This is a genomic window from Okeania sp. SIO2C9 (assembly GCF_010672455.1).
GTDB lineage: Bacteria > Cyanobacteriota > Cyanobacteriia > Cyanobacteriales > Microcoleaceae > Okeania.
The window spans coordinates 1-26195 of record NZ_JAAHGO010000100.1; the positions used below are offsets into that span (position 1 = coordinate 1).

At 36.6% G+C, this 26195-nt stretch carries 22 protein-coding genes; 11 read left to right on the plus strand and 11 right to left on the minus strand.

From position 1 onward, the window contains the following. Window positions 1-172 precede the first annotated feature (172 nt). From F6K23_RS35895 to F6K23_RS35915, 5 genes are all read left to right on the plus strand, one after another. Window positions 173-406, plus strand: a complete 234-nt coding sequence (locus F6K23_RS35895; protein WP_293165311.1) for a hypothetical protein — start codon at window positions 173-175, stop codon at window positions 404-406. Window positions 407-821: 415 nt separating this feature from the next. Beyond that, the gene (locus F6K23_RS35900; RefSeq protein WP_293165313.1) at window positions 822-2414 is read left to right on the plus strand and encodes an AGE family epimerase/isomerase; all 1593 of its coding nucleotides are present in this window, start codon (window positions 822-824) and stop codon (window positions 2412-2414) included. Between the two features lie 254 nt (window positions 2415-2668). After that, a complete protein-coding gene (locus F6K23_RS35905) occupies window positions 2669-3886 on the plus strand; it encodes a phosphatidylserine decarboxylase (RefSeq protein ID WP_293165315.1) in 1218 nt (405 codons plus the stop codon). A 537-nt stretch (window positions 3887-4423) separates the two neighbouring features. Continuing rightward, window positions 4424-5821, plus strand: a complete 1398-nt coding sequence (locus tag F6K23_RS35910; protein ID WP_293165317.1) for an alpha-amylase family glycosyl hydrolase — start codon at window positions 4424-4426, stop codon at window positions 5819-5821. Between the two features lie 394 nt (window positions 5822-6215). Continuing rightward, the gene (locus F6K23_RS35915) at window positions 6216-6344 is read left to right on the plus strand and encodes a hypothetical protein (RefSeq protein WP_293165319.1); all 129 of its coding nucleotides are present in this window, start codon (window positions 6216-6218) and stop codon (window positions 6342-6344) included. Window positions 6345-6841: 497 nt separating this feature from the next. On the opposite strand, the gene F6K23_RS35920 is transcribed toward F6K23_RS35915, so the two are convergent. After that, window positions 6842-7411: a sodium/calcium exchanger protein gene (locus F6K23_RS35920; protein WP_293165321.1), complete on the minus strand. Its 570-nt coding sequence runs from the start codon at window positions 7409-7411 to the stop codon at window positions 6842-6844. Then, entirely contained in the window at window positions 7389-7832 is a 444-nt protein-coding gene (locus F6K23_RS35925; protein WP_293165323.1) for a hypothetical protein, read from the minus strand. Before F6K23_RS35925 ends, F6K23_RS35920 begins: the two co-directional genes overlap by 23 nt. A gap of 144 nt (window positions 7833-7976) precedes the next feature. Here F6K23_RS35925 and F6K23_RS35930 point away from each other — a divergent pair, with 144 nt between their 5' ends. Continuing rightward, entirely contained in the window at window positions 7977-8237 is a 261-nt protein-coding gene (locus F6K23_RS35930) for a hypothetical protein (protein ID WP_293165325.1), read from the plus strand. A gap of 398 nt (window positions 8238-8635) precedes the next feature. Here the strand turns inward: F6K23_RS35930 and F6K23_RS35935 are convergent, their stop codons facing one another. Together F6K23_RS35935 and F6K23_RS35940 are read right to left on the minus strand one after the other, a co-directional pair. Next, window positions 8636-9532, minus strand: coding sequence for a mechanosensitive ion channel family protein (locus F6K23_RS35935; RefSeq protein WP_293165327.1), 897 nt, complete (start codon window positions 9530-9532; stop codon window positions 8636-8638). Window positions 9533-9670: 138 nt separating this feature from the next. Next, entirely contained in the window at window positions 9671-9829 is a 159-nt protein-coding gene (locus F6K23_RS35940) for a YqaE/Pmp3 family membrane protein (RefSeq protein ID WP_202224214.1), read from the minus strand. 1386 nt (window positions 9830-11215) lie between these two features. On the opposite strand from F6K23_RS35940, the gene psb35 reads away from it, so the two are divergent. The 3 genes from psb35 to F6K23_RS35955 all read left to right on the plus strand — a co-directional run bounded on the left by psb35 (window position 11216) and on the right by F6K23_RS35955 (window position 12635). Further along, window positions 11216-11407, plus strand: a complete 192-nt coding sequence (gene psb35 / locus F6K23_RS35945) for a photosystem II assembly protein Psb35 (RefSeq protein ID WP_293165330.1) — start codon at window positions 11216-11218, stop codon at window positions 11405-11407. Between the two features lie 91 nt (window positions 11408-11498). Further along, the gene (locus F6K23_RS35950; protein ID WP_293165332.1) at window positions 11499-11843 is read left to right on the plus strand and encodes a hypothetical protein; all 345 of its coding nucleotides are present in this window, start codon (window positions 11499-11501) and stop codon (window positions 11841-11843) included. A gap of 609 nt (window positions 11844-12452) precedes the next feature. After that, window positions 12453-12635 carry a CsbD family protein gene (locus tag F6K23_RS35955; protein WP_293165334.1) on the plus strand — a complete coding sequence of 61 codons (183 nt, stop codon included), beginning with the start codon at window positions 12453-12455 and terminating at the stop codon, window positions 12633-12635. 252 nt (window positions 12636-12887) lie between these two features. On the opposite strand, the gene F6K23_RS35960 is transcribed toward F6K23_RS35955, so the two are convergent. The 4 genes from F6K23_RS35960 to F6K23_RS35975 form a co-directional block, all read right to left on the minus strand. Then, window positions 12888-13610 carry a response regulator transcription factor gene (locus F6K23_RS35960; RefSeq protein WP_293165335.1) on the minus strand — a complete coding sequence of 241 codons (723 nt, stop codon included), beginning with the start codon at window positions 13608-13610 and terminating at the stop codon, window positions 12888-12890. 89 nt (window positions 13611-13699) lie between these two features. Further along, the gene (locus F6K23_RS35965) at window positions 13700-14887 is read right to left on the minus strand and encodes a DUF4336 domain-containing protein (RefSeq protein ID WP_293165337.1); all 1188 of its coding nucleotides are present in this window, start codon (window positions 14885-14887) and stop codon (window positions 13700-13702) included. 310 nt (window positions 14888-15197) lie between these two features. Further along, the gene (locus F6K23_RS35970; RefSeq protein WP_293165339.1) at window positions 15198-16463 is read right to left on the minus strand and encodes a transposase; all 1266 of its coding nucleotides are present in this window, start codon (window positions 16461-16463) and stop codon (window positions 15198-15200) included. A gap of 657 nt (window positions 16464-17120) precedes the next feature. Further along, a complete protein-coding gene (locus F6K23_RS35975) occupies window positions 17121-19499 on the minus strand; it encodes a CBS domain-containing protein (protein ID WP_293165341.1) in 2379 nt (792 codons plus the stop codon). 681 nt (window positions 19500-20180) lie between these two features. On the opposite strand from F6K23_RS35975, the gene F6K23_RS35980 reads away from it, so the two are divergent. Beyond that, the gene (locus F6K23_RS35980) at window positions 20181-20369 is read left to right on the plus strand and encodes a hypothetical protein (protein WP_293165343.1); all 189 of its coding nucleotides are present in this window, start codon (window positions 20181-20183) and stop codon (window positions 20367-20369) included. Window positions 20370-20752: 383 nt separating this feature from the next. Then, window positions 20753-21796 (plus strand): nitrilase-related carbon-nitrogen hydrolase, encoded by a 1044-nt coding sequence (locus F6K23_RS35985; RefSeq protein WP_293165345.1) that lies wholly within the window; start codon window positions 20753-20755, stop codon window positions 21794-21796. 751 nt (window positions 21797-22547) lie between these two features. On the opposite strand, the gene F6K23_RS35990 is transcribed toward F6K23_RS35985, so the two are convergent. The 3 genes from F6K23_RS35990 to F6K23_RS36000 all read right to left on the minus strand — a co-directional run bounded on the left by F6K23_RS35990 (window position 22548) and on the right by F6K23_RS36000 (window position 25084). Next, window positions 22548-22928 carry a DUF2784 family protein gene (locus F6K23_RS35990; protein WP_293165347.1) on the minus strand — a complete coding sequence of 127 codons (381 nt, stop codon included), beginning with the start codon at window positions 22926-22928 and terminating at the stop codon, window positions 22548-22550. Beyond that, window positions 22928-24346 (minus strand): aldehyde dehydrogenase family protein, encoded by a 1419-nt coding sequence (locus F6K23_RS35995; protein ID WP_293165349.1) that lies wholly within the window; start codon window positions 24344-24346, stop codon window positions 22928-22930. The genes F6K23_RS35990 and F6K23_RS35995 overlap by 1 nt, the downstream gene beginning before the upstream one ends. 531 nt (window positions 24347-24877) lie before the next feature. Next, on the minus strand, window positions 24878-25084 hold the full coding sequence (locus tag F6K23_RS36000; RefSeq protein WP_293165351.1) for a hypothetical protein: 207 nt from the start codon (window positions 25082-25084) through the stop codon (window positions 24878-24880). Between the last annotated feature and the right edge of the window lie 1111 nt (window positions 25085-26195).

The following is a 26195-nucleotide window of genomic DNA, read 5'->3' on the forward strand; positions in this document are numbered from 1 at the left end:
ATAGAGAAGGTAAGGAAGACCGAAGTTGGAAGAAGGAAGAAGCTTTAAGAGAAGGAAAAACCTTATATGGCGCTAGATATTTCCCCAACTTTATACACGCTCCGATACCAACGGACATGATATCAATCCTCATTTGAAGGAGCTTCTAGGAGAAGATCAGCTGATTTCAGATATGCCTCCAACAACGGGTTCTGAAGATGCCCACTTGCTCAAAGGTGACAACGATGTTCTATTGGACTATATTATTATTGGTATTGCTGACCCTATTCTATTCAAGGAAGCAATAGCAGAAGGTACATCTCTCCCATTCGCAAACCATAACCCTGAATTTCAGGTAGATTTGGACGCAATTCCCCTGGGAGCAAAAATTGTTTCAGTAATGACCCTGGCAACGTTTAATCAATAGCTAACTAAGGGACTTGTGGCTTAATAATATACCAGTTATTGGACATACTGCGATATCTTATTTTTGCACAAGTCCCTAACTTCTTTACTATGCTATCAGCTGTAACTGATTAATTAATGTTGTTGAGGAGAGCGATCGGGTTCAATTTACTGAATCATTTGGTTTTAAGACGATCGCCGTCCTCTTAAGTTCCTGTATCTCCTTCAAGATAATTGTTTTATACATAAGCCATTGGTGATTATTTGTCAACTACAATCTCTAATGTTTAAGAAAAAATAAATTGTTAACAAGAACATAAAGACGTAATAGTATCTTGAGTAAAGGTAATCACTGCAAGCAACTAATTAATATTATTTGATTGCAATGGCCTTCAAGAAAGTTCAATTGTTCACCTTCAAAGCAAACAAGAGTTCTTATGTTCAACCTCACTCGCCATCGTCTATTTAAGATGGCAGCCAGTGTATTCCTGAGTTTTACACTTCTGTTTGTATCAAGCGTTCAACCTGCTTTAGCATTAGTATCATCAACTGCTCAATATCCTGTTGATAATATTGATGGCATTATTGCCGATGTTCCCACAGGCGAACGTTGGCTTCAACATTTGGAAGAAGACTTGCTCCCATTTTGGGAAATGGACGAAGCACTGGGCGATCCTGTAGGCAACTACCCGACTTATCGATGCAATGACGGGTCTTTGTACAGTTGGAGAAATCCCTGTCCAGAACTTGAAAATGCTGATTCGGGTATCGTTAAGCTAGATCGAGAGTACATCAGGGCAAAATCAAGACAAATCTTTGCCTATGGCGTTGCTTACCATCTCACAGGAAAGAGCAAATATCTACAATTTGCTAAAGACGGAGTAGACTATTTGCGGGAATATGGTTTAGACCCAGAAGGTGGTGCTTACACCTACTTTGAAGATGGAGTTGGCCTACCGAGTAAAGCTCGCCGGATCAGTCAAGATATGGCTTATGCTGTTGCTGGTCTAGGATTTTACTACTATCTTACCCGCGATACCGATGTATTAGCAGATATCGTTGCTCTCAAAGACTATATCTTTGAGACCTATTATGATGCAGAATGGGATTTACTTGCGTGGGCACATGAAGATTATGTAGATTACGTTGATGAAAATGGTAACGAACAAAAAGTTAGTAAGGATCAACGGGAATTAGTAGCTCAACTTGACCAAGTTTATGGTTATATGTTGTTGCTCACTCCCACATTGCCTGAAATGTTTGATGGCAAACCACTCCGCTCCCAATGGGAAGATGACTTGGTGCATCTAGCTACAATTATGAGCGAGCAGTTCTATACGCCAGACAACAATATTTTCTTTGGAGCAATTACCGATCCTAGCAAACAAAGGTTAGGAACAGATCATACAGATTTTGGTCACTCCATTAAAACCTTATGGTTGATCTATGAAATCGGTAAATTAACTGGACATTACGAACTGACTGCCTTTGCTCAAGAAAAAGCACCTTTAATTTTTGAAGAAGCTTTCCTAGAAGACGGAACTTGGGGTCGTCGAATCAATCAATATGGTCAGTTAGAAACTGATAAAGAATGGTGGATTTTAGCAGAGTTGGATCAAACTGCTGCTACATTCAGTTTGCGCGATCCTTCCTACGCTAAATACTTGCCTACTAGCTATGCTTATTGGTTTAAGTATATGATAGACCATGAACATGGTGGTACTTGGCACTGGGTAAGTGCAAAGAATAATCTTCCCGACTTGAGTATGCCTAAGCAACACTCCTGGAAAAATGCTTTCCACAGCTTTGAGCACGATCTAGTTGGTTATATTACTGGTCAAGCAATTCACAACCTACCTGTCACTTTGTATTTTGCTTTCCAGGAAATTCCTGAGAATACTCAAATTCGTCCCTACCTATTTGCGGCTAAAGTTCAATCCATGATCGAACCTCGGAAGCGCAATGGGAAAAAGATTCGCCCGGTTCGGGGTTCAACTCAACAAATGGTCACATTAGTTGACGTTCGGTAAATATTGAATTTGAAGGTATAGTTGTTCATTGAGCAACTATATCTTTTTTTGTGTGAACTTTATCAATTCCTTAACCTCAACTATTTGGAGATTGATAATACGTCTGAAAAAAAATTATAGCATTCTTGATTGAAGTAAACTACAGTAGGGAGGTTCCATGCAACGTTCCTACAATTGTTGTGGTTTTAAGTGTGTAGTTGACCACATCTGAAAAATTTTCTCAAGTTTCAGGAAATTAACTTAAGGAGAATATTATGGCACTGCCAAATAAAGAAGACATTCAACCATTTATCCAGCAAATCAGAACTTGGTACGATACTGACGATACGGGATTTTGCACCTTTTTTGATGCAGCAGTAGAAAATGTCAAACCAATTCCCGAAGGTACAGATGAAAGCGTTTACAAGGACTGGGAAGGGGCAACAATTGATACCTTATGTGCTTTCTTTGAAGAATGGTACGAGTGGCTACCGGGAGTACCAGAAGGGTTGGATTATATCCAAAAATTTAGTTGGCTATATTATAAGAATGAATACGGTTTGGCTTTTGTCACCAAAGGTAAAGGTTATGAAATGACTAAACAATTCGTAGATTTACGCGGTGATTATCTTGATTCTGCTGACAGCACAGACCTTGTTGACCGATGGATAAATGAGCTTGGTGGTGCAGATGCAGTTTGTGATGAGTTTGTTTGTCCAGCTCCGGGAACCCCACATCAGGGATTTAGCAATTTTAATGATTTTTTTGCCAGGGAACTCAACACGGTAACTAAGTCAAGACCTATTACTGCACCAGATGATGATTCTGTTGTGGTAGCTCCAGCAGATAGTGTCATCAATATGATTGTTGACGACTTAACATTGGAAACAAAAATTGCTGTCAAAACAGTATTTTTGAATGTTAAAGAGCTGTTGAATAATTCCAGTTATGCCGATCGCTTCCTGGGAGGAACTGCTGTTTCTTGTATTCTCATGCCTGATACTTATCACTACTACCATGCACCGGTATCTGGCAAGGTTGTAGAATCTAATCAAGATGTAGCTGGAGAATATTTCGGCATCAATAATTTTCCGGGTTTGTTGAACGATGATAATGTTGGTTATGGATATAGCTACAGCGTCTTTGAACATTTTCGGCGGGGATATTTGGTAATAGAAACAGCCAATTATGGTTGTGTTGGCATGATCCCTGTAGGATTGAATACCATTGCTTCAGTGATATTTGAGGAACCATTCAAGAATATTACTGATAGTACAAACGGGGTTGAAGTCAAAAAAGGCGATCGCATAGGTTGTTTTAAATATGGTGGTTCGTTAAATATTCTTTTGTTTGAAAAAGACCGCTTTCCTTCATTAAATATTATGCAAGGTCAGCAAATTGGATTATTGATTGGCGAATCCGAATCAGAAGTCAAGTTAACGAGAACAAGGTTGAATCGTTTCTTGAATCGAATTGCTTATTTAGCAAAATAAACAGGACTTACGCAAAATATCAATTTATACGCCACCTGTAGGGGCGCTTCGCGAAGCGCCCCTACAAGATATGGTGGTTCTACGTAAGTCCTGATAAAAAATTAGTTCTCTAAATCTACAAAATCCAGCTAATATATTTGATAACTCTATTGTCGTCCTTTGCAATAGGTTACAAATGCTTGTTTATTTTCTAGAGATGTCTAATACATAGATAGGCTTAAATTCAGACAACTTGTTATATCATGTCCGGTTGAATAGTTATAATTAGAGCTGCGTAGTAGGACTTGAGCAAGAAGATAGATATTTTAGTGGCTCAACCACTACTACAAACAAAAACTTTTTCCTCCTTATATAATAGTTTTCATAAGGCGTGAAGTACATCAATGATCCCCCGCGCATCCCCCTTTTTAAGGGGGACTTCTAGTTCCCCCCCTTGAAAAGGGGGGTTAGGGGGGATCTCCTGACTCCTCTCTCGTTATTTATAACTATTCAACCGGACATCGTATTACCTCTAAAGTAGAAACAGGAATCGTATTTATGGACACAAAAAATCGTTTGGCTTTCAGTTTTCTAATAACGTGGGTTTGTACCTGCTTCCTGGCATTAATTATTGGACTAACATCCAATCCTACTCCTGCCAAAGCAGATGTTATATACCACGCCTTCGATGAGTGTTTTGCCAATGTCACAGCAAAACTGCCTGAAGTTCAAGCAGCAGGATATAACTATATTCAAATTTCGCCTCCCAATAAAACACCCTCACGGGAAGATGATGCCTGCACTTCAGATAAATACTGGTACATTCAGTATCAGCCATTTGATTACGTTCTGGAAGGAAATCTAGGAAATGAGCAAGATTTAAAAGATTTGATTGACGCTGCTCACGAACGGGGAATTAAAGTTATTGCTGATGTTGTCTTTAATCACATGGCTAATTATCGTTTTTATAAAGATGTTGCACCTTTCCCTGAAGCATATCCACTCTACCCAAAAAAAGAATATTTCCGCGAGGCAAAATGTATCTCCAACTATAATAATTCCTACGAAGTTGAAAATGATTGGTTATGCAGTCCAAATGACAAGGAAGGATTGCCAGATTTGAGGACTGACTTACCTTATGTGCAACAGAAACAGCATGAGTATATGCAAAAACTGATTGCTCTTGGAGTAGATGGTTTCCGCTTTGATGCTGTTAAACACATTTCTGTTGAAGATTTGGGAAAGATAGTTGAAGTTATCCCTGAAGATAAGTTTTACTATGGTGAAGCTATCGGTCGCAACTTTGACGAGAGCATGAAATATATTCCAGTGTTTCCCAAAGTAACGGATTTTCAATTGGTCAATACTTTGAAAAGTGCTTTTGTTTACGGGGGAGACTTACGCTCTCTAGTTAATCCAGCAGATAGTCAGCGTGCATTACCTGGAGACGATGCTGTTACCTTTGCTCGCAACCACGACACTTGGGCACCAGGACAGTTTGATAATTGGAAATTTGATAAGAACGATTTAGTTTTAGCAACAGCTTACGTTTTAGGGAGAAAAGAAGGAACGCCCTTGATTTTAACTTTTGATGCTTTTGAACCTACAATTGTTGCTGGTACCAAATTTCACGAAAAAATGATGGGAGAATCTCAATACTATCGCAATGGTAACGAAATTGCTGAAAGTGCAGACAGTCCTAATTTACTCTTTATCGAGCGTGGAGATAAGGGTTTAACCATTATTAATAAAGCTGCTGAAACATTTGATGTGACTGCTGCTAAAATGCCAGGTTTAGGAGTGGGTTGTTACAGCGAGCTACAGTATGACTTTGAAATGTGTGTAGACTACGGTGGTGACGGTCAAAAGTACATTAATAAATGGGGTTCTCCCAATCGTGGTGGAATTAATATCGGTCCCCGTACTGCATTGTTCTTTGTCAAAAATGAGGCTTAAGTCCTCTCTTTGATGACTAGACCAGATTAATATTGGTGAGGATAGCGATCGCCGTAAAATGAATTTATTCATATTTGATGGCGATCGCCTGCTATTCCACAAAAATTATAGGTAGGGTTTGCGCTCATAAAGTTTTTTGGTAGGGGTAGGAGTCAGGAGTCAGGAGTCAGAAGTCAGGAGAAATGCGAATTATAGAGGAGGTAGTCGGAAAAATTGTCCCTTGATTTTTCTGCCAAAATCGTCCCAAAATACTAGCTTTTTGCAGCTCTTTCCACTGAAAAGCTGACACTTTTTTAGACCAAAAAATGCTACAAACTTTATTTGTCAATGCTTTGAGATTTAATCAGCAAACCCTAGGTAAGCATTTCCTGCGGAATGCTGCGCAAACATAATTTTGAATTCTCCTTCTAATATCAAATCTGGTAGCATCGGTGTAATTAGATTCTTATGGTGGGGAGTGTGGGGAGGGTGGGGAGATGGGGAGGTAGGGAGATGGGGCGATCAAGAAATATTTGGTAATTAGACATCTCCAATAATAAAAAATAAAATCAATTATCCCACAGAAATTATCAATTCTTCCCCTCCTGGGAGGGGTTAGGGGTGGGTTCCCTACTCCCTACTCCCTACTCCCTCTTTTCTGGAGATGTCTTTTGTTGAAGATGGAACATTTTTTTATACCGAATTAAACGGATTTGATATAAGATAATGAGTTAATAACTGATAGCTGATAACGTTTGCGTAGCATTCCGTAGGAAAGTTCCTCCGTAGGAGGCTAGCTGATAACGCAGTTCCGACCATACATAGGAGGCTAGCTGATATCATGTCCGGTTGAATAATTAGACTTTGGTGGAAGGAAGGCAGCTATGCTGGAGGCAGGAGCGGTGCGACCCCGCGTCGGCGGCAGACGCAAGGGAATGCGCACCAAGAGAGGCAGAAGGTTTTCTACTATTGTCACCTTAATTTTATACACACTCCGATGCTACTGGACATGATATGACTGCTAAATGCTTACAACTATAGTCATTTCAAAACGCCAAAAATCATTACCAATAGATAAATTATATAAATACTATTAAGTACCAATACTTCCTTGAAATAGAAACTATATTTAGGCTTACCAAAATAAATAAATAATGAATAAAATACTCCTAATAAAGCTACAAAAAATAAGTTCACAGAATATAATTTGATATTTTCTACAGGTAAGCTTACTAAAGCTAATGGAAAAAAAGCTAGAGTCATTGTTGCCGTATTATCAGCAATAACGCTGGTAGTTGCTGCTGTAAATTTTCCGCTTTTTGCCACACTCCAAGTAGCAAAAACTTCGGGTATAATACTCAAAGTAGAAGTAAGAAATAAGCCACCAACTAATTTAGCAATGCCTAATATAGAAACTATTTTTTCTGTAGCTGTTACCGTAAAGTCAGCGCCGATAATTAATGCTAATATTCCAGCAATAGCAACAATAATCTCTTCAGTTTTCCAATTTACCTTTGTACCTTTTTGCTGGTTTCTAATAATTGCTTGTGCTAAGTAAATAAAATAGGCTGCCAACATTAAGCAACCATCAATAAATAGGTTGTAACCCACGCCAAGGTTTAGGAATAGTAAGTAATGCTGCTAACCCAATTATTAATAAATAGGGAATTGTTTGCACGGTTAAAGCTTCTAGTTTAATTTTAAGAGGTTGGGAAAAATTATCTGGTTTATTTTGAGAATTTTTTTGAGCAGCAAAGTAAGCAACAGTGACGATCGCAGGAACAGAGACTATATTAGAACCCAGTAAGTTACCAAGTCCAATATCAGATAAACCTTGAATAGCGCTAGCAGTATTAGTTCCAATTTCTGGGCTAGCTGTGGCTAAGGCAACAAAAGCAGCTCCAGCGGCTTCAGTTAGTCCCCACTGTTGACGTAATTTATTTAGAGGTTCTGCTAATTTGTCAGAACCCCAATGTGCTGCCCAAATAGAAGCTAGTAAAATTAGTATCCAAAATAATAAGTTTATATTCACAATTTTATCCTTGAATTATTAAAGTCATACTATAGAAAGATGTTTGATGAAAAATATTTTGATAATATTTACTAAATGAATGTAAATAAAATTCCCTTTAAAACATACATTACATATATTGAAGTTAACTGAGGAATAAGAATTATGAATACCCCAAAAAATCTCACAGGAATTGAATTAATTGATTGTGCTAAAGCTAATGCTAAATATGGAGTAGAAAAAGCTGCTCAACAATGTGGCTATGGTCAAGATATTAAACTATTTCAGCAAAAACTTCAGCAAGCTTGTGATCAAAAAGGTATATCTATTGATGTGGATAATATTAGTCTTCTAATTACAGACCAACAATTAATTAAGAAAAAAGGTGGAGTCGAAATTGCTCCTGATACTGCATCTTCTCTCTAAATCAGTTAAAATTAGGCCTGGGAAAAATTATAAATATATTCGATACTTTAGGCGATATTTCGTAAAATTTTATATCTAGAATATAGTTACTGTAATTACTGCAAAATTATCTAGTAATTACAGTAATTAGGGCTTACCGATCTAATATCAAAGCATTGACTGATATTGGTTGAGCGCATTTTTTGGTCTAAAAAAGTACCAGCTTTTCAGCGGAAGAAGCTCAAAAAGCTAGTATTTTGGGACTATTATGGCAGAAAAATCACTCTTACAATTTTTCCGACTACCTCCTCTATAATTCCCATTTCTCCTGTCTCCTGTCTCCTGTCTCCTACCCCTACTAAAAGACTTTTGAGCAAACCCTAATTAAATTATTGATAATCTGGATTAGATAAATTGCTTTACAGGCAAGATTTTATGTTTTGCGGAGAGTCTATAGAAAGATAATCATTATATTTATCTTGATTGTAGAAATAAACAGTCCTAATTGGATAAGGAATGTTAATATCTGCTCGGTCAAAAGCCTTCTTAATAGCAAGAATTGCCTGAGTTTGAGTTCGGCGTACTTCTTTCTGTTCTGCCTTAGTCCAATACCGCACAATAAAGTCTATTGAACTATCATTAAAACTAACTAAATCTATCTCAGGATCGGGATCTTCTAAGACACCTTCAACCTTTTGAATAATTTTGTATAATATCTCTGCTGCTTCTGATAAAGGAGTATTATAATCCACACCTACTCCTAAATCTGTTCGTCTAATACCAAAAGCAGTTCTTACTTGTACAGCACTGGTAAATACATTAGCATTAGGTAAAATGACTCTTTCGCCATTATAAGTCCTAATTTTTGTAGTCCGAATATCAATTTGTTCTACAGTACCTTCATAGTCATCAACTATTATTTGATCGCCGATACGAAATGGCTCTTGTAATAAGAGTAATATTCCTGCTAGAAAATTTTTAAATATGTCTTGAAACGCAAAACCAACTGCAACAGAACCAAGACCTAATGTGGCAATAATATCTCCTAATTTTAAACCGGGAAAAGCAATAACACAAGCAATAATAACTCCTATTGCCCAAGTACCCACATAGGTAGTTTTTGTGATTAAAATTTGTAAGGATTTACTACCAGTTGCACGCTTTCCCACCTGTTGAGCGAGGTTCCGAAGTAATTTTGCTGCATAGCGAGTTAAAAAAATAATAATTAATGCTATTAGTATAGCTGGTATAATTTTTACAGTACTTTCAAGTACATCTTTTAATCCATTAATAATTATATTGATTATTTCATTCATATCTAAGTTAAAATTATCAATTTTAGTGATTTATATTTAATTTCTTTAATAAGGTTTAATGTTAAATTTATCGTAATATCGTAGGTGGTAATTTTGGCAGAAATATCTGGATATTACCACCTAAAACATAATAACTATTTATCTTTTAGCAATAATCCAAACAGCATGAACAATTCCTGGGATATAACCCAGTAAAGTCAAAAGAATATTCAACCAAAATTGACCGCCAAAACCTACTTGTAGAAATACCCCAAGCGGTGGTAAAAAAATCGCACAAATTAAACGAACAATATCCATATTAATCTCCTTAATAAAATGGTTCTGTGGTATGTAATCTATCTCACTCTTTATGAGGCACTCTGGTTTTCCTTCTTTTATTTCCTCTGTTCTCTGTTTTCAGCTCTCTAAAATCCCAGAACTTTATGTCTCACTCAGAGATGCTGGAGTTTAGACTAAATTTTGGAATCTTCAAATAATCTACCCAGAAGCAATGAAGACTTGGAACTCACTACCCTTGGGTAATATCAGGGATGCGAATGTTCTCGATGCTCTTTATGATTTGTATTTTTGAGGGAGTTTGGGTCAGGAGTTGGTTATTCGCTCCTTTTCAAAAAGTCTTGCCATGGCACAACTAACCCATAGCACAAGCGGGGGGATAATTAACTTAAAAGTTGTTGCAATGCTGATACAGAAATAGTTTCAGCCTAGGTTCAACTATCTGACGATTCTCCCTCGGCAAGTTTTCGGCCTGCTGTAATTAGTCTAAACTCCAGGAGATGAGAATTGCTATATTATCAACTCGTGGGGCAAGTTTGTCAACGCTTTATATGAAATACTAAAAATGATGCTAGTTAAAATTTCCCCATCTCCTTATCCCCCCATCTTCCTATTAATATATCGGTAGCAGACATTAACCTATTTCATATTAGTTACTATTACCAAACAAAAACTTGAGCTTCATCTTCTGGTAAATCGCTCTGAATATTGTCATTTTCCTATTCAATATTGTAGTTTCCATTCCATTCACGTCAAGTACCATTTTCATAAAAATGAGGAACTTGATACCCCGCTAAATAGTTATATGAAAGTTTAATAGGGGCTTTATTTAACTTTAATAATTCAGCTCAAAAAATCTATTAATTATAGAACCGATCTTACTTATAAAACTGAAATAAATCATCTATCTCAAGATATAGATCCTATAGAGTCCCAGTCAATCAAAAAAGCTGTTTTTGTTGGATATTAATTATTTATTCTATCTATCCAAAGTTCACAATATCGTGAACAATAGACAGGAAATAGGGTCATTTCAGTTATCAGTTATCAGTTATCAGTTATCAGTACCGACCACTAAAGCCGGAGGCTTGAAATACTGAACTGAATATTTTTTCATCCCCTTAAAAGGGGAGGCTTTATACCTCACTTTTTGGTAAATCAAGCCTATAAAAAATACACCCTAACTCTTAATTTTTCTGTCATATTAAATTCTTATTTATCCTATATAAATTTTGAATTAAGGCAACTAAATCTTTACTGGAACTCTTATTAATTCTTGATTTATCCCTCTAAAGTTATCCAAGCGTTACTGCCAATTCAACCTTTTGATAGATGTAAGTTTATATTTTTTTAATTTACTATAACTATAGTAAGTTCAAATTTCAGATTAAGGAGCATTCTAATATTATGTATTTATTAGAAGTTGCTACGGAAGCTACTACAGAAGTATCTCATTTTCCTTTTGCTGCAACGGCAGTATTAGTAATAGGGTTTATTGCTGCAGTAACAATAGGTTCTATTGCCTGGTACAACTCTAAGCGTCCCCCTGGTTGGGAAAACAAAGAACGTCCTGATGTTGTTCCTAAAGTTGATTCATAAAAAATAAAATACTGAATAATATCCGCTTTAGTAGAGCTATCGATAAAACATTTTATTTAAGTTCAATAGAAATTTATTTGGAGGTTAAGTAATGACAAATCAAACAAATATAGGTCCTAACTACGATGCTAATATTACTCCTACAGATGTAGCAGACCGGATGGAAAGAGAGGGAGAAAACTTTATGAAAACTCCTGAAACTGAAGCAGAAGAAAATAATACTACATCAGGTTATACTGTTGATACAGAAGGTAGGTTAAATAATTTTGCCATTGAACCTGAAATGTATGTCAATGAACCAGGAGACTTAAGGCAGCAAGAAGAAGAACAAAGACTAGAACGTGCTAAAACTATGAAAGAAATAAATCAGACTAATGAAGATGGAAATTTAAGTATGTCTGAAGATAATCGTGGTAAAGGAACAGGTATAATTTAGTTATCAACTATAATTAGTTTAGCTGCACATATCATCAAGTATTCAGAAGTGACATAGAAATGTTTGGCCTAGCTGATAATGCTAGGCTTTTTTGCTGATGGAAGCCAAAAAGTATAAGGTAAGCATTTCCTACGGAATGCTGCGCAAACAGCTATTAGCAGTCAGCTGTCAGCAATTAGTAATGAGTAATATCATGTTCCCCCTCCGGGGGAGCTACGCTAACGGATAATCAGTTATAAAAAAAACTTCTGGCGTTGAACCTTTCTTTCCCTTCTGCCTACTGCTTTCTGTCTTCTGTCTTCCTTCCTCCAAAGTGTAAGTATTCAACCGAATATGATATAATTTTTAGTCTGGTGACTTTGCCAGTAACTTTTATTCAAACTCAATTTCAAAGGTTGCTTTTATCTTCCTCAAAATTAATAGCTGATAGCTAATAGCTGACCGCTGAATGCTTACAGTATAAGAAAGAACTATACTGAATAAAAGATCGTATCTATCAAATGGTATAATCACAAAATACATCAAAATACTCCTTTCGATAGAAGAAAGCTTAAAAAATTATTATTAATATATAAATGTAGATAAAAAAAAGATTTGAGGTTAATATCTATGACTACCGAAGATAGAGTACAAGCAACTCTTAAAAATATTGAAGGTAAAGCTCAAGAAATGCTCGGAGAGATTACTGGTAATCCAGAAGATAAGGCTGAAGGACAAGTTAAGCAAGATGAGGCTAAAGCAAAACACATTGTAGAAAATGCCAAAGATGAAGCTAAGAAAACAATTGACTAGGCTAACCAAAGTCTTTCAATCATTTTAGTATAACCACTATTTTATAAGAAAAATTCAAGGAAAATGTATTAAATACTTTTCCCTGAATGGATAAAGTGTTTTTCAAGATAGGATAAGTCAAGAATTAGTTGGGGTGAATTTTTAGTAGGAAAGGATTGAGTAAAAAATATTTTTATTCAAACTATTAAATCATCCTGACATATTTGACTAATGCAGATAGAAAGCATAACTATTAAAGGAAATTGATCGAGCTTAACTAACTAAACCAGAACGCAAAGCACGGACTGCTGCTTGAGTGCGATCGTTGGCACACAGCTTATTTAAAATACTACGAACATGGGTTTTGACAGTTCCGATAGTAATATAAAGCTTGTCAGCAATTTGAGCATTGCTACACCCAGAAACTATTAGCTGTAATACTTCTAATTCTCGTTCTGTTAGAGGATCTATCTGAATTATTCCGTCTCCTCCTGGCGCACAGTCCATCTCATTTAGTTTGATTAGTGGTTGAGAAGTTGGAGAATTAACATCAGGAGTTTCCTGAGCTTGCTTAATGACAACACTAGCGATCGCCGGATCGATCCAATTATTACCTTCATTAGTAACCTCAATAGCCTTAAGTAAATCACTAAAATTGACATCCTTAAGGCTATATGAGTCTGCACCAGCACTAAAAGCAGCTATTACGGTATCTTCACTGTCTTTTGTTGTTAAGACTAACACTTTTGTTTGTTTATCTTCCCGGTCTCCATTTAATTCTTTCAAATTTTGAGTCAGTTCAACTCCATCCACATCAGGTAGATTAAGAGCAACTATTACTACATCTGGCTGAGTTGCCTGCACAATTTTTAAACCTTCTTGGCCATAAGCTGCATCTCCAACTACTTCTATACCTTCAGACATCTGCAACGCAGCTACCAACCCAGCACGAATTGAGTCATGCTTTTCAATCAAAACAACTTTGATTATGTTCATCGTAAATCCACTTTTGCTTAAGTTAAACTTGTGGGATTGTTTGTAAATCAAAGCTGATTTTTCTTATAGGGAAAATAAGAAAATGCTATTCAGCTTTCACGTAAAGCCCCTATTTTTTTAAGCCTATCATCTAATTGTCTCAAAAACTTTAAGTCTGTCTCTGGTAAATATCCGCCACTATCCTTTTCTAAAAAACTAAACCCTTGCCTAAACTCATACCCACTTGCTTGAATAGGTGCATCAAAATGACAAGGAATAATCTGCCGAAAATTCCAACTTGCCACCTTCTCAACCCACTCCATCACCTGTTTTGGATCGCGATTCAAAATCAGAGTTTGCAATATAGGTGCTACTAACAACCGTCCATCCTGTCGTAGTTGTGTAAAAGAACGCTGCCAGTCAGACTTCCAACGCCACGGCAAAAGACCAAAGTATGCTTCTTGTGAGCGGTCTGGTGCCTTCAAAACATTCTGAAATATCTCTCTAATAGGTACTACATCTAAAGCATCCACCTGAAAATATAATCCAAACAAACATATTTTTTGCCACCCTACACGTCTATTGCTCGGATTATCTTCTACTATATCAAACACGTCATCTTTGGCATGAAATAATAACGGATAGGGATCTAAATTCAAAATCTCGGGCGGTTCAGCAGGTACAGATAAAACAGTATCAACTGCCAGTAAAGTTTGGGATGGACTATGCCAGAATACTACTTCTGCAAAAGGTTTGAAACCAATATCAAGAGGTCCGAGAGTTGCGTAGTCAAATTCTGCTGCAAAAGGTGCATCACTACTGTTGGCAGGGAGTAGATGGGTGCGGTTTCTTGGTAAACCCAACCAACTCAGGGGTAAATTGAGAGGAAAACTCCATTGCTTTGGCGTGACAAAAACTTCTGCTGTGGGAAATTTTCTCGCAAAGGGTCCCACATATACTTTATGTTCTAAGCCAGAAATAGTTGGTAAAATAATGTAGCGAACTTCTCCATATTTTTCTACCAATTCATTAACAAGGCACACACATTCTCGTGTTGGTGCTATGGGAGCATAAACAAATAAACCCCCTCCGAGCATTCTTACCACTGTCATCCGAATTGGTACAGTGACATAGAAAATACCCTGAAGTTGGTCAAAAGTCCAGATTGTATCTTTGACAATCTCCTTTCGTAATGTTCGTCTTTGTCCATAAGGATATAAAGGTAAAATAGGCCATAGAGGCCATGACCAATCCTGAGAGCGAGAAATTTTCTCTTGTCTTTGTTTCCCTGAATGCACTTTTAATGCAGTTATTTACTACAGTTATTACTGTATAGTATTGACATACTCCCGACGTTGCGCATAGCGCGACAACACGGGATTATTCAGTCATGAAAAAAATGACCGCTATTTTGACAGAGGTGATGTCCTCACCCTGTGTCGACCTTGATGATAACATGCATACCCCTAGCTTGTCAAGGGTATAGGAAGGTTTTATTTGTGGAGGTATCCGACTATTGGCCCAGGCTTGACCATCCCTCCGCTCCCCTAATAGCTGCCGCCACCATCCTCCGCCAACGGGAGAGCGCGGGACTTCCCGCCAGGGAAGTTAAGAGGAATTGACACTCCCCGCGCTCTTCGCGACGGGGATTCTTGGTTTGCTGACGCAACGCTGCGCGAACATCGACTTGCCATCACTTGACAGGCCGAAGCCAACCAAGCCAGAGGGCAAATCTCCCGCAAGCGTATTAGTTTCCCTGTGCCCCAAGGTACTGAGTGCTTTTTGTAGGATGTTTTTGGCTGCATTAATATCCCTATCTTCTACATATCCACAATGATCACAAATATGAGTTCTAGTTGATAGAGACTTCTGCACTTTTTGACCACAGTTAAAGCAGTTTTGAGAAGTATTTTGTGGCGATACAGCAATAGTTAATTTCCCGTACTTTCTTCCAAAATATTCTACCCATAGTCGAAAAGTTGACCATCCTACATCACTAATAGATTTGCTTAAATGCCGATTTTTTACCATGTCTTTAACGTTTAAATCTTCGTATGCTACCACATCGTTAGAGTGGATGACGGAATATGCTACTCCCTTGCAATATTCTTTTCGTTGCCTACTTACTTTTAAATGCTTTTTGGCATATCGACATCTGGCTTTATGGTAGTTTTTAGACTGCGGTTTTGCGCCTTTTTTATACTTCTTAGATTTCTGCCGATTAGCACGGTTTAACTTCTTTTCCGATTGCCGATAAAACATTGGATTTTCTAAAGTATTGCCGTTACTATCTGCTAAGAAATATTTGATGCCAACGTCTAAACCGACTGCTTTTGTTGTTGGTTCAGCATCTATTTGAATATCAACTTTAATAGCAAACTGGCAATAATAACCATCGGCTCGTCTTACTAGCCTTACCCGTTTTATCTGGTTTATTTGGTAGTAGTTAAGATCATAAGTCCCCTTAAGCTTTAGTTTGCCTATTCCTTTTTTGTCACTAAACGTAATAGCTTTTCTGTTTAGTGACAACTTCCAGCCAGACGTTTTGTATTCTACAGAACGGCAATACTTTTTGAATTTAGGATAACCTCTTTTACCTTTGACTTTTTTCTTGCAATTATCGTAAAATCTAGATATAGCAGACCAAGCTCTTTCGGCAGCCGATTGTCGAGCCATTGAGTTTAGTTCCGAGGCAAATTTCAACTCTTGAGCCAATACTTTACAATATTTATTTAGGTCATATTTACTTACACCTTTATTGTCCATCCAATATCTTAAGCACTTATTTTGGATGAACTGAGATGTCCTAATTGCCTCATCTATTGCATGATATTGGACTTCTTTTGCCTTCACTTTAAACTCATAAATTATCATTTTGGCTCGACCTACCTTTTTATCCTTATGTTTGGTATTATGGCATAATTGACTGAAAAAATGTCAAGGAAAAATTTAGATATTTTTACCGAAAAATTGGGTTTAAAGCCTCGCCCTTGTAGGGCGACTTTTTATTTTATGTGCAAGTGAATTGAATATGTGGTACAGTGTTATTAGTTGCCGGGGGGCACTCGGAAACTCGTGCGCGGACGTGGAGGGAAGCGTTAGACTACCGCCAAGGAAGCAGCACCCTGTGTTAGCGGCAGCTATGCGAAGCAAAGCGTCAACCCGCCGAGGAGCTACGGCTCAGTAGGAATCCCCGTGCCTTTAGGCCGGGGAGAATGTCAAAGGCGACTAAAGTCGCACGTGAGCGACACGTCCATGCGCTAAAGCGACATGGTTTTCAAGCTCTCGGCCTTACCTGATAAGGAAGTAGATTAGCCAAAATTAAATTTCGGAAATTAGAATTTGATGCAATTCCTTTATCAAAATCATAAGGGTCGCGCAACCCCGCCTTTTAAGGCGATCGGGTTTTTGGAGCTTTTCTCAAATCCCCTACTTCCCCTCCACGGTCGGGGGAGGGGCTAGGGGTGGGTTAACTTCTGTACGTCGCCAATCCGACGGCTCCTCTATCTGACTTCTGACTTCTGACGCGCGTTAAATTGGTAGTTCTACTGTAAAAGTTGTCCAACCATTACTACTGGATACTAATAAATTGCCATTTAGCTGTTCTACCAATTTTTTCACTAGGGCTAAACCTAAACCTGTCCCCCCTTGTTTCCAAGGATCGGCATTAGGCACTCGATAAAATTTATTAAATATTTTAGGTAACTCAGATTCGGGAATTTCTGATGGGTTACTAATCATAAATTTGATTGTAGAAGGTGCTTCTTTAAGGCTTTTTTTGCTACTTTTTTTCTGGTTAGATTCAACGGAAAACTTAATTTCGCCACCATTCTGAGTATACTTACAAGCATTATTCAGGAGTTCTGCTAAAATTCTGCTTAAACTATTATTATTGGATATAATTTTAGGCAGTTTTTTAGAACATTTAACTTTTAGAGTTTGTTCGCGTTCTCGAACTCTAGATTTAAAAGGATCGATCATAGTGGGAAGCCAACTTGCTAAATCTATTGTATCTATAGGAACAAATTCAGTGCCACCTTCTAAGCGCTGTAAATCTAACAAATCGGTAATTAAGTTAATTTCTCTTTTACACTCTGTATCTAAAATATCTAAATATTGTTGACCGCGTTCTAATACAGGAAAGACTTTCAACATATGAATAGCCATTTTCATGTTCGATAGAGGTGTTCTTAACTCATGGGAAACAGTACTTAAAAAATCATCTTTGAGAATATTAAGTTGCTGTAGTTCTTGCACTTTTTGTTGCAATTCTGCTGTGCGGTCTTGAACTTGTTTTTCTAAATCTGTGTTAAGAGTTTGTACTTGTTGATAAAGTTGAGCTTGTTGAATAGCGATCGCTAACTGAGTTGCTAGCTGCTTCAACAAATCAATTTCAGATTGTTGCCATTCTCGAATTTCCGAACATTCCTGGGTACACATCAGTCCCCGTAGTTGTTCATCTTGGGAAATTGGTACTATTAAGCAAGCTTTTACCTGTTTTTTCTGAAGTTCAATAATTTTTTCTGTACTTAAATTTGTTTGAGTGAGATCATAAACTGCCTGAATCTGATTTTGATTCATGTTTAAATTTGACATTAAGCATTCAGATGAAAATGTTTCTCCCATCCAGGAATTGCAATTTTTTTCTACTGACTCAGCAACGATTTTAGCGACTTTTGAAGCTTCTATCTGAAATAATACTACTCGATCTATTTTGAGGAATTGTTGAACTTCTGTAACTGCAGCATTAATAATTTCATCTATCTTTAAAGATTGATGAATCCTCAGAGCTATTTTTGCCAGGAGGCGATCGCGTTCTAACTGTGCTTGTATTTCTGCCGTTCGTGCCTGCACTTCTTTTTCTAATTGTGCATTTCTAGTGCGTAATAGTTCAAATTTTTCTGCTTGCAGTTGATTAACATCTTTTCGTAATTTTCTAACTAACCCAAACATTACTGTCGGGTCTAACACTTGAAGTAAGCTTGCCTGATTAACTGTTCCCAGAAACTCTCCTTGTTTACCACATACTATCAATATTTGTACCTGTTCATGCAACATTTTTTTATGAGCATCCCAGAGAGAATCTGTTTGTTTCAAACAATTTAATGGTGTTTTCATTACCTTTTTTACAGGTATTGTTGCCAAACTCATATTTATATAATAGGCTTGTGCAATATCATCTGTAGTGATTATGCCAACAGGTTTGTCAATTTCAGTCCTTTGTGTTTTATTTCTTTTCTTCTGTGTTACGATTACACTATTCATTTGTTTATCAGACATCAATTTACTAACCTCTAACAATGATGTCGTTTCTGGAGTTGTGACTGCAAAAGAATCATTTTTTACTTCATTTACCCTTCTTGATCTGAGAATATTAGAAGGTTGCAGTACTTGACGAATTCTTTCTGGTGTCACAACGCCAACTATTTGACCCATACTATCTAGCACTGGTAGATGACTAATTTTATGTTGGCGAAACAGAGATAAAGCAGTAAATAAATCTTGATCGTCTGATTCTTTTAGAGTCACAAAATTAGATGACATGACTTCTTTTATCTTTACATTTTCTGATAAATTGCTTAGATTACCAATTTTACCAGTTGCAATTAGTTTAACAAGATCACTGACAGTAAATATTCCTAATAGAAAAGAAGATTGTGCATTATATTGATCTTCCTCAACAGATTTTTTTTCTACAATTAAAACACTTGTAGCTTTTTCCTGTTTTGATAATGGTGATTCATGAATTTTTCCATTTGTCAGTGTATTGACAGGTATTGCACAACTGCTTTGTAACATACTCATTTGTTTTAGTACTTCTACCAGGGGTGTTTCGGGTGTTACAGTTACCGGATAAGGGTCAATTGCTTGTTGTAGAGGTGATGAATAGATACGAGATTGAGCAACCATAATCATATCTCCTTTATAAATAAATGCAAAATATTATTAAGATTTTTCAGGCAAATCTAGAGTTTTTTATATTTAATAAGTAATTCTATTATAACCGTAATTATTGCCTAAAATTTACAGTATGAATTTTAGCATTAAATCAAGTTTGGATCAATATTTGAAAGTGCTAAAATTAGGTTTAGTTTGAGTTTCATAAACTCGATCTACTTTGAAAAAAATCAGGATACTGTGAAACTGATTACTGTTGAAAATGGTAATGATTAATGTCTGAAACTAAGTAAGGAAGCGATCGCGAGCACTACTTATATTAAGTTCGATTGGATACTTACTTGCATTTTATAGAAACAGACCCAAGGAGATTATATAATAGAGTTGTCGCTAAATAGATAGAAAATATCTCCAAAACCTAGACAGGGTAATCATTTCGATTCTTTCGGTCTATAAATAACTACAAGCTTTACACAGGGGGGGTTTCTACAATTTTTTAGTTTATAAAGCGACAAGTCTAATATATTTACATAAATATAATGATCTACTTTTTGAAGTACGGACTTCTCAGGATTTTTGCTTACTAGCATGGCCTTCACTTTTGATATTTAAGAAATAAATTAGAATATAATCTGCCATTTCTAGAGTTTTTGTTTCAAAATATTAAGTAAAGATGAGTTGAGAATATTACCTATGTTTCCATTCCTTGCTAAACCCTGCTGTGGCTGGGACTTTTTTCAACCAGAGTCTCGTAAAGTCCATCAGGAAAATAAACTGAAATTCCTCAAGTGGATGCGAGATGATCTAGAAACTAGATTAGCTGGACTTAATGCGGCCATTCAAACCATTGAACGCCAGATTAATCAAGACCAACCTTCTTAATGTTATAGAGTTGATCATCCACCGATAAAGCCTTGGAGTGCATTACTCCTAACACTTTAACTACAGTTATTTTTTCTGGGGCGCATAATATTACGCCCCTTACTTTGAGAATATTGGAATTACCCAAGTAATATAATTTCTCATTGATTAAAGCTACATAACTAATGTTTTAGCGCTTGACAATAAATTTAAATTGTCAGGCAACATTGGTATAATATAAATCATTTCTTCTTCTTTGTTACTGTTTTATCTTTTAATATCTACAGCTTTCTTCCAAGTCTAATCACAACCCCATTCTCAGTCACTCATTGACTACTGAATACTTCTTCAAAATTTCCCAGAGATTTTCTACACACCCATGCCGAGGATGACTATAGCAAAATATGATAGAAGCTATCCATCAAGTTACCCCTTTCCAGGCTTTGGCCCTTCAAGTCCAGGCTAAAGCAGTAAATCAGGCCAACGACCGGGAATCTGCGCGATCGCTGATTCAAGAAACCATCAACCACCTAGGCAAACAAATAGCTGCTAGTAAAGCTTTTATTGGCCTAAACTGTAAATTAGTTTTACTGCCAGAATATTTTCTCACAGGTTTTCCGATGGCCGAGTCTTTGACAAGTTGGGCAAATAAAGCGTGTTTAGAAATGACTGACCCCATCTACGACCGCCTGGGAGAGATTGCTCAAAAAAATGATATTTTTCTAGGGGGCAATGCTTATGAAATTGACCCCAACTTTCCCGAATTATATTTTCAAAGCTGCTTTATCATCGACCCCAGTGGCAATATGGTATTGCGCTATCGCCGTCTCAACTCTATGTTTGCTCCGACCCCCCACGATGTATGGGATAAATATCTTGACTGTTATGGTTTAGAGGGAGTATTTCCCGTTGCTAAAACAGCGATCGGTAATTTTGCTGCTGTTGCCTCCGATGAAATTTTATTTCCAGAAGTGACCCGATGTTTGGCAATGCGTGGAGCAGAAATTTTACTGCATCCTACTTCAGAAGTTTATGGGCAAGCGCGATCGCCAAAAGAAGCAGCGAAAGTTTCTCGTGCTGTGGAAAATATGATGTATGTGATATCTGCTAATACTGCTGGTATTGCCAATACTCCTATTCCTGAAGCTTCGGTTGATGGGGGTTCCAAAATTATCGACTATCGAGGTTTAATATTAGCGGAAACGGGTGCAGGGGAAAGCATGGCCACCTATGCTGAAATTGATATTATGGGTCTCCGCAACTATCGCTCTCAAGTAGGAATGAAAAATTTATTAGCAAGGCAACGGTGGGATATTTATGCAGAAAGTTATCGTCAGTTTCATGCTTATCCTGCTAATACTATGGATAGTGGAGTAGTTGAGCGAAAACATTTTATTGAAACTCAACGTGCAACTATTGAAAAGTTGAGAAAAGAAGGTATTATATGAGTTCAATAATGAATAATGAATAATGAATAATGAATAATGAATAATTAATAATTACCTCTCCTTGAAAAGAAGAGGATTGACAAAGAGATGAAAATTTTTATTTATTATCCCCTTAAAAGGGGAGGCACATACCCACAATTTTTCGGTAAGAAGGAAGAAGAGAAAATATGGAACCTCACCTTATTTTTGAAGCTAGAAGATCGTTTTTTCAACTACCACCTATCACCTTCTTCCCATGATATTATCGGCGAAAAAATATATAATATTATGTTCGGATAATTAGCGATCGAAAAACGGTAGTCCTACTCGCGTAATGGTAGATGGGGATGAAAAGTGGCACTTCATGGGAGCAAGATGCTCCCACTGTTTTTGTCCTTGACCAAAATAATTACAATAGACGATCATTACAATTAACCACCACCAAAAAACTTATCCAGAGCAAATTTCCTCACTCCCTACTCCCTACTCCCTTATTTATAAATCTTCAAGCAGACATGATATAGCGTTTCTCAAATTATTGAGATACAGTTGTTTTTCTTCTTTTCTCACAGGAGTGCGCTACCAGATGCGTCTGTCGCACCCCGTGGGGTCGCACCGCTATCCCCTGTTTCCCGAATTACTACTCTGTAGGGAGGTTGTATGCAACCTCCCTACCTACTCCCTACTCCCGCGCAACAAACGAATTTTTTACCTCACCAATATGGGAATTGCTATATCAGTATCACCTAAAACCTAAAACTTATCACCTTCTTCAATAGCCATAATAATACAGATAAAATTTATAACCTCCAATACTCCAACAGGAAAAAATCGTGAAATAAATCAAATATTTTAAAAAGTTATCTGCTGGTACAAAACCACATAAATTTAAAAACAAAGATTTCACAAATTGACCCTGTTGTTCTGACTTTTGTTTGTTAGTTTCACCTACCAAATAATTTTCCAGATTTGTCAATATACAAGTTCCTTGATTTAGTTGCCATTGAATGACCATTAGTGGTATCCAAACTAAATAAATCAATAACAATTTATTTGGTAATAGCCATCCAGTCAAGGTAAAAATTAAGACGGAAGTATGTAATATTTTGAGAAAAAAAACAATTAATTTTTTATCCAGAGATAATTTATTCATCAGCTTTTAAACCACCAAGGATTAATTACAGAATTTACTTTACTTAAAATCGCTTTTTTCCGCATAAATCTTTTCATACCATCAACTCCCATTCGAGAAGTTCCTAAACCGGAAAACTTAAAAGAATTTTTTTCTCCTTCATTAATTAATGCTGTTAAACCCGCATCATTAATACTAATACCTCCAGCATTTATCTGGCTAGCAACTGCTAAAGCTTCAGCTTCAGAACCAGCAAAAACAGCAGCACTTAATCCATAAATTGTATCATTTGCTAATTTTACCGCTTCTTCAATAGTAGTAAAAGACATCACAGGTATTATTGGTCCAAAAGTTTCCTCAGTCATGATTTTCATACTATGATTTACACGATCTAAAACTGTTGGTAAACACCAGAAACCACCATCTAAATTTTCGACATTTCCTCCACAATGAATAACCGCACCTTTAGTCACTGCGTCTTGTAAATGTTCTCTAATAATCTCAGCTTGTTTTATTGAAATAATTGGTCCGATTTCTCCAGATTCAACATTGGGATAAGCTAATTTCAGACCTTTAGCTTTTTCGGTAAGTTTAGTAATAAATTCTGTCAAAATTGATTCGGCAACATAAATACGTTCAATTGATAAACATGACTGCCCCGCATTAACAACTGAAGCCCATAAAAGTGCCGATGTTGCTAACTCTAAATCTGCTGAAGCTAAAACTATTGCCGGGTCTTTCCCTCCCAATTCTAAACAAGCTGGAATAAATCTTTTTGCTGCTGCTTCTGCAACTTTTTTCCCTGTGGCAACACTACCAGTAAAACAAATAAAATCTACATATTCTATTAAAGCTGCACCAGTTTCTCCAGTTCCTTCAATATAAGTAAAAACATCACACAACAAGGGAATTTTAGCAATAGTTTCTAACAAAGGTTGGATAAATCTCGGAGTAATTTCACTTGGTTTAATTGCCACAGCACAACCAGCAATCAAAGCTGGAATTGCATCGATTAAGGAAAGTAATAAAGGAAAATTCCAGGGACTAATAATACCAACTAACGGATAAGGTGAAAATTGATTTTGTAGTTGAATAAATGGAATAGTTGTAGTTTTGGTTGACTCAGTTGATAAGAGTTGCGGTGCTAACTTACACCATCTATCTATACTATTAGCCACAGAGTCAATTTCTAGTCTTGATTCTATTAGTCTACCTGTATCATTTACTAATGCTTGTGTGAGTTTTTCCCGATGAGAAAATATAGTTTCTTTCCATTGTTGCATTGCCTGAATACGTTTTTCTATTCCAGACTTTTCCCACTCAATTTGAGCAGGTCGTAAATTGAGACATTTAGTAGCAATTTGTTCTACAGTTGGTTGGGTAATGAAATAATCATTTATACCAGTGCGTGGGTTACGAATTTTAATTTGATTGACCATATTACATCAGGGAGTTTGGGTAATTTGAGTTGGGGGTTATATCAAATCTGGTTGAATAATTATTATATAGTTGGGGGAGTAGGAAAGTAGAGGAGATTTACAGCAGATTTAAGGTGAATGATATACACATAAGAATGGTAAAGTGTTTGTAGTGCGGACATCTTGCCCGCGACTGCTGTACTTCACTAATATGAAATACGCTGTAATATTGAAGTATAGTTATAAACATATACTATCCGACCTACTTACTACTGATTCCTGACTCCTTGAAACAAGCACGTTTTTCAATATGTTCCTAGTAATTCCTTTTAGTTTGGGCGTTGCATATTTGTGGGATGAATTGTAGTCTTGGAGAAAAAAGAAGTTAGAAGTATTAAAGATCAAATGTACCTGTTCCAAAAAGATTCATCCCTTGATTCAGCAACGCCTTTAGTTTGAGTCTCTCTCTGCCTTAGCTAAATCAGAAAATAATTTTAGAGGATTCTTTTGCATAACTTCTAACATTTTTTTATCCCTCTGAGTTAAAACAGTTCAATTATTCTGTAAATTTTCCATAATTTGAGCAAAACTATGAGCAATTAAATATTCTAATTGATTGTGGGAACTGGACTGTACAGGCTCAATTAAAGACTCAATAATTCGGCTATAAGTATGAAAAATTACAGCTTGGGCATTATTAGGTTGTCGGATATATAAAAGATGATTAGTCTCTAAAATATCTTGAGCAAGTCTCATCATTAAATTAGTTTTTCCTGACCCTGGTTCTCCAATAACTACAATACCCCTACTCTGATGATTTGGGTCTTGACTAATTTCTTCTACAACTATTTTTAAATCATTAAATTCACTCTCAAAAACTTCTCGCCGATCTGGATGTTGTTAAAAAGGTGTATCAACTCGATTATTAACAAAAGAATCTGTTTTAGACTTTAATTTAGTTTTGGTAGATTGTTGCATTAGATTTTGATAAAGTTGATGAGTAAAAAGAGTATCATATTTTGCACGATGAGCTAAGGCAGAATTAAAACGTTTACCTGCTACTTTCAGATGGATAAATTTACCGAATAATTAATAATCAAATAATTAAATAATTAAACAATTCGGGTTAAAAGTCTCCCCTGTCAAAAGGGAAAAAAATAAATTTTTTCCTTATTTGTCAATCTTCTTCCTAAAAGGGAGAGGTAATTATCAATTATCCATGAATGAAAGAGATTTTCCAGAGAATAACTGGGAATCTGAGGATCAAAAAATAAGCTTAATTCATAAGTACAATAAGTCTGCAATTTGGGAAAAGTAATACCCGCAACTTTAAAAGAATAGGATAAAACCTTTAAGTCATGTTCAGCGTTGCGTTGGTGCGATGCCGATGGAAATGTCATTTCAGTTATCAGCACCTCTGCAATAAGGAGGCTTGAAATCTGGAATGTTATCTTTTTTTATCCCCTTAAAAGGGGAGGCTTGAGACCAAAAATTTTCGGTCATTAAAACAGGAGATGAAATAGCAACAGAAAAAAACACTCAAATATCTCAAAAGGATGCTCAAATTAAACAGGCATTATTATTAGCAATTGAAATAGAATTAAAATTAAAATTTGGTGATAAATATGTGTGGATATTATATCATGTCCGAAGGCAATCGTTTGTGTAAAAGTTAGTGTGGATATCTACAGGGAATTTAAGTTTTTTTCTTGTCTTATATCAAATCCGTTTAATTCGGTATACAAAAATGTTCCATCTTCAACCATTACCAAATATTTCTCTCACTCCCCATCTCCCCATCTCCCCATCTCCCCATCTCCCCATCTCCCCATCTCCCCATCTCCCCATCTCCCCATCTCCCCATCTCCCC

Bases quoted from the DNA above. Each gene is read 5' to 3' on its own strand.
- F6K23_RS35895 (WP_293165311.1), top strand. From the start codon at position 173: ATGCCTCCAACAACGGGTTCTGAAGATGCCCACTTGCTCAAAGGTGAC.
- F6K23_RS35900 (WP_293165313.1), top strand. From the start codon at position 822: ATGTTCAACCTCACTCGCCATCGTCTATTTAAGATGGCAGCCAGTGTA.
- F6K23_RS35905 (WP_293165315.1), top strand. From the start codon at position 2,669: ATGGCACTGCCAAATAAAGAAGACATTCAACCATTTATCCAGCAAATC.
- F6K23_RS35910 (WP_293165317.1), top strand. From the start codon at position 4,424: ATGGACACAAAAAATCGTTTGGCTTTCAGTTTTCTAATAACGTGGGTT.
- F6K23_RS35930 (WP_293165325.1), top strand. From the start codon at position 7,977: ATGAATACCCCAAAAAATCTCACAGGAATTGAATTAATTGATTGTGCT.
- F6K23_RS35935 (WP_293165327.1), bottom strand. From the start codon at position 9,532: ATGAATGAAATAATCAATATAATTATTAATGGATTAAAAGATGTACTT.
- F6K23_RS35940 (WP_202224214.1), bottom strand. From the start codon at position 9,829: ATGGATATTGTTCGTTTAATTTGTGCGATTTTTTTACCACCGCTTGGG.
- psb35 (WP_293165330.1), top strand. From the start codon at position 11,216: ATGTATTTATTAGAAGTTGCTACGGAAGCTACTACAGAAGTATCTCAT.
- F6K23_RS35950 (WP_293165332.1), top strand. From the start codon at position 11,499: ATGACAAATCAAACAAATATAGGTCCTAACTACGATGCTAATATTACT.
- F6K23_RS35955 (WP_293165334.1), top strand. From the start codon at position 12,453: ATGACTACCGAAGATAGAGTACAAGCAACTCTTAAAAATATTGAAGGT.
- F6K23_RS35960 (WP_293165335.1), bottom strand. From the start codon at position 13,610: ATGAACATAATCAAAGTTGTTTTGATTGAAAAGCATGACTCAATTCGT.
- F6K23_RS35970 (WP_293165339.1), bottom strand. From the start codon at position 16,463: ATGATAATTTATGAGTTTAAAGTGAAGGCAAAAGAAGTCCAATATCAT.
- F6K23_RS35975 (WP_293165341.1), bottom strand. From the start codon at position 19,499: ATGGTTGCTCAATCTCGTATCTATTCATCACCTCTACAACAAGCAATT.
- F6K23_RS35980 (WP_293165343.1), top strand. From the start codon at position 20,181: ATGTTTCCATTCCTTGCTAAACCCTGCTGTGGCTGGGACTTTTTTCAA.
- F6K23_RS35985 (WP_293165345.1), top strand. From the start codon at position 20,753: ATGATAGAAGCTATCCATCAAGTTACCCCTTTCCAGGCTTTGGCCCTT.
- F6K23_RS35990 (WP_293165347.1), bottom strand. From the start codon at position 22,928: ATGAATAAATTATCTCTGGATAAAAAATTAATTGTTTTTTTTCTCAAA.
- F6K23_RS35995 (WP_293165349.1), bottom strand. From the start codon at position 24,346: ATGGTCAATCAAATTAAAATTCGTAACCCACGCACTGGTATAAATGAT.
- F6K23_RS36000 (WP_293165351.1), bottom strand. From the start codon at position 25,084: ATGATGAGACTTGCTCAAGATATTTTAGAGACTAATCATCTTTTATAT.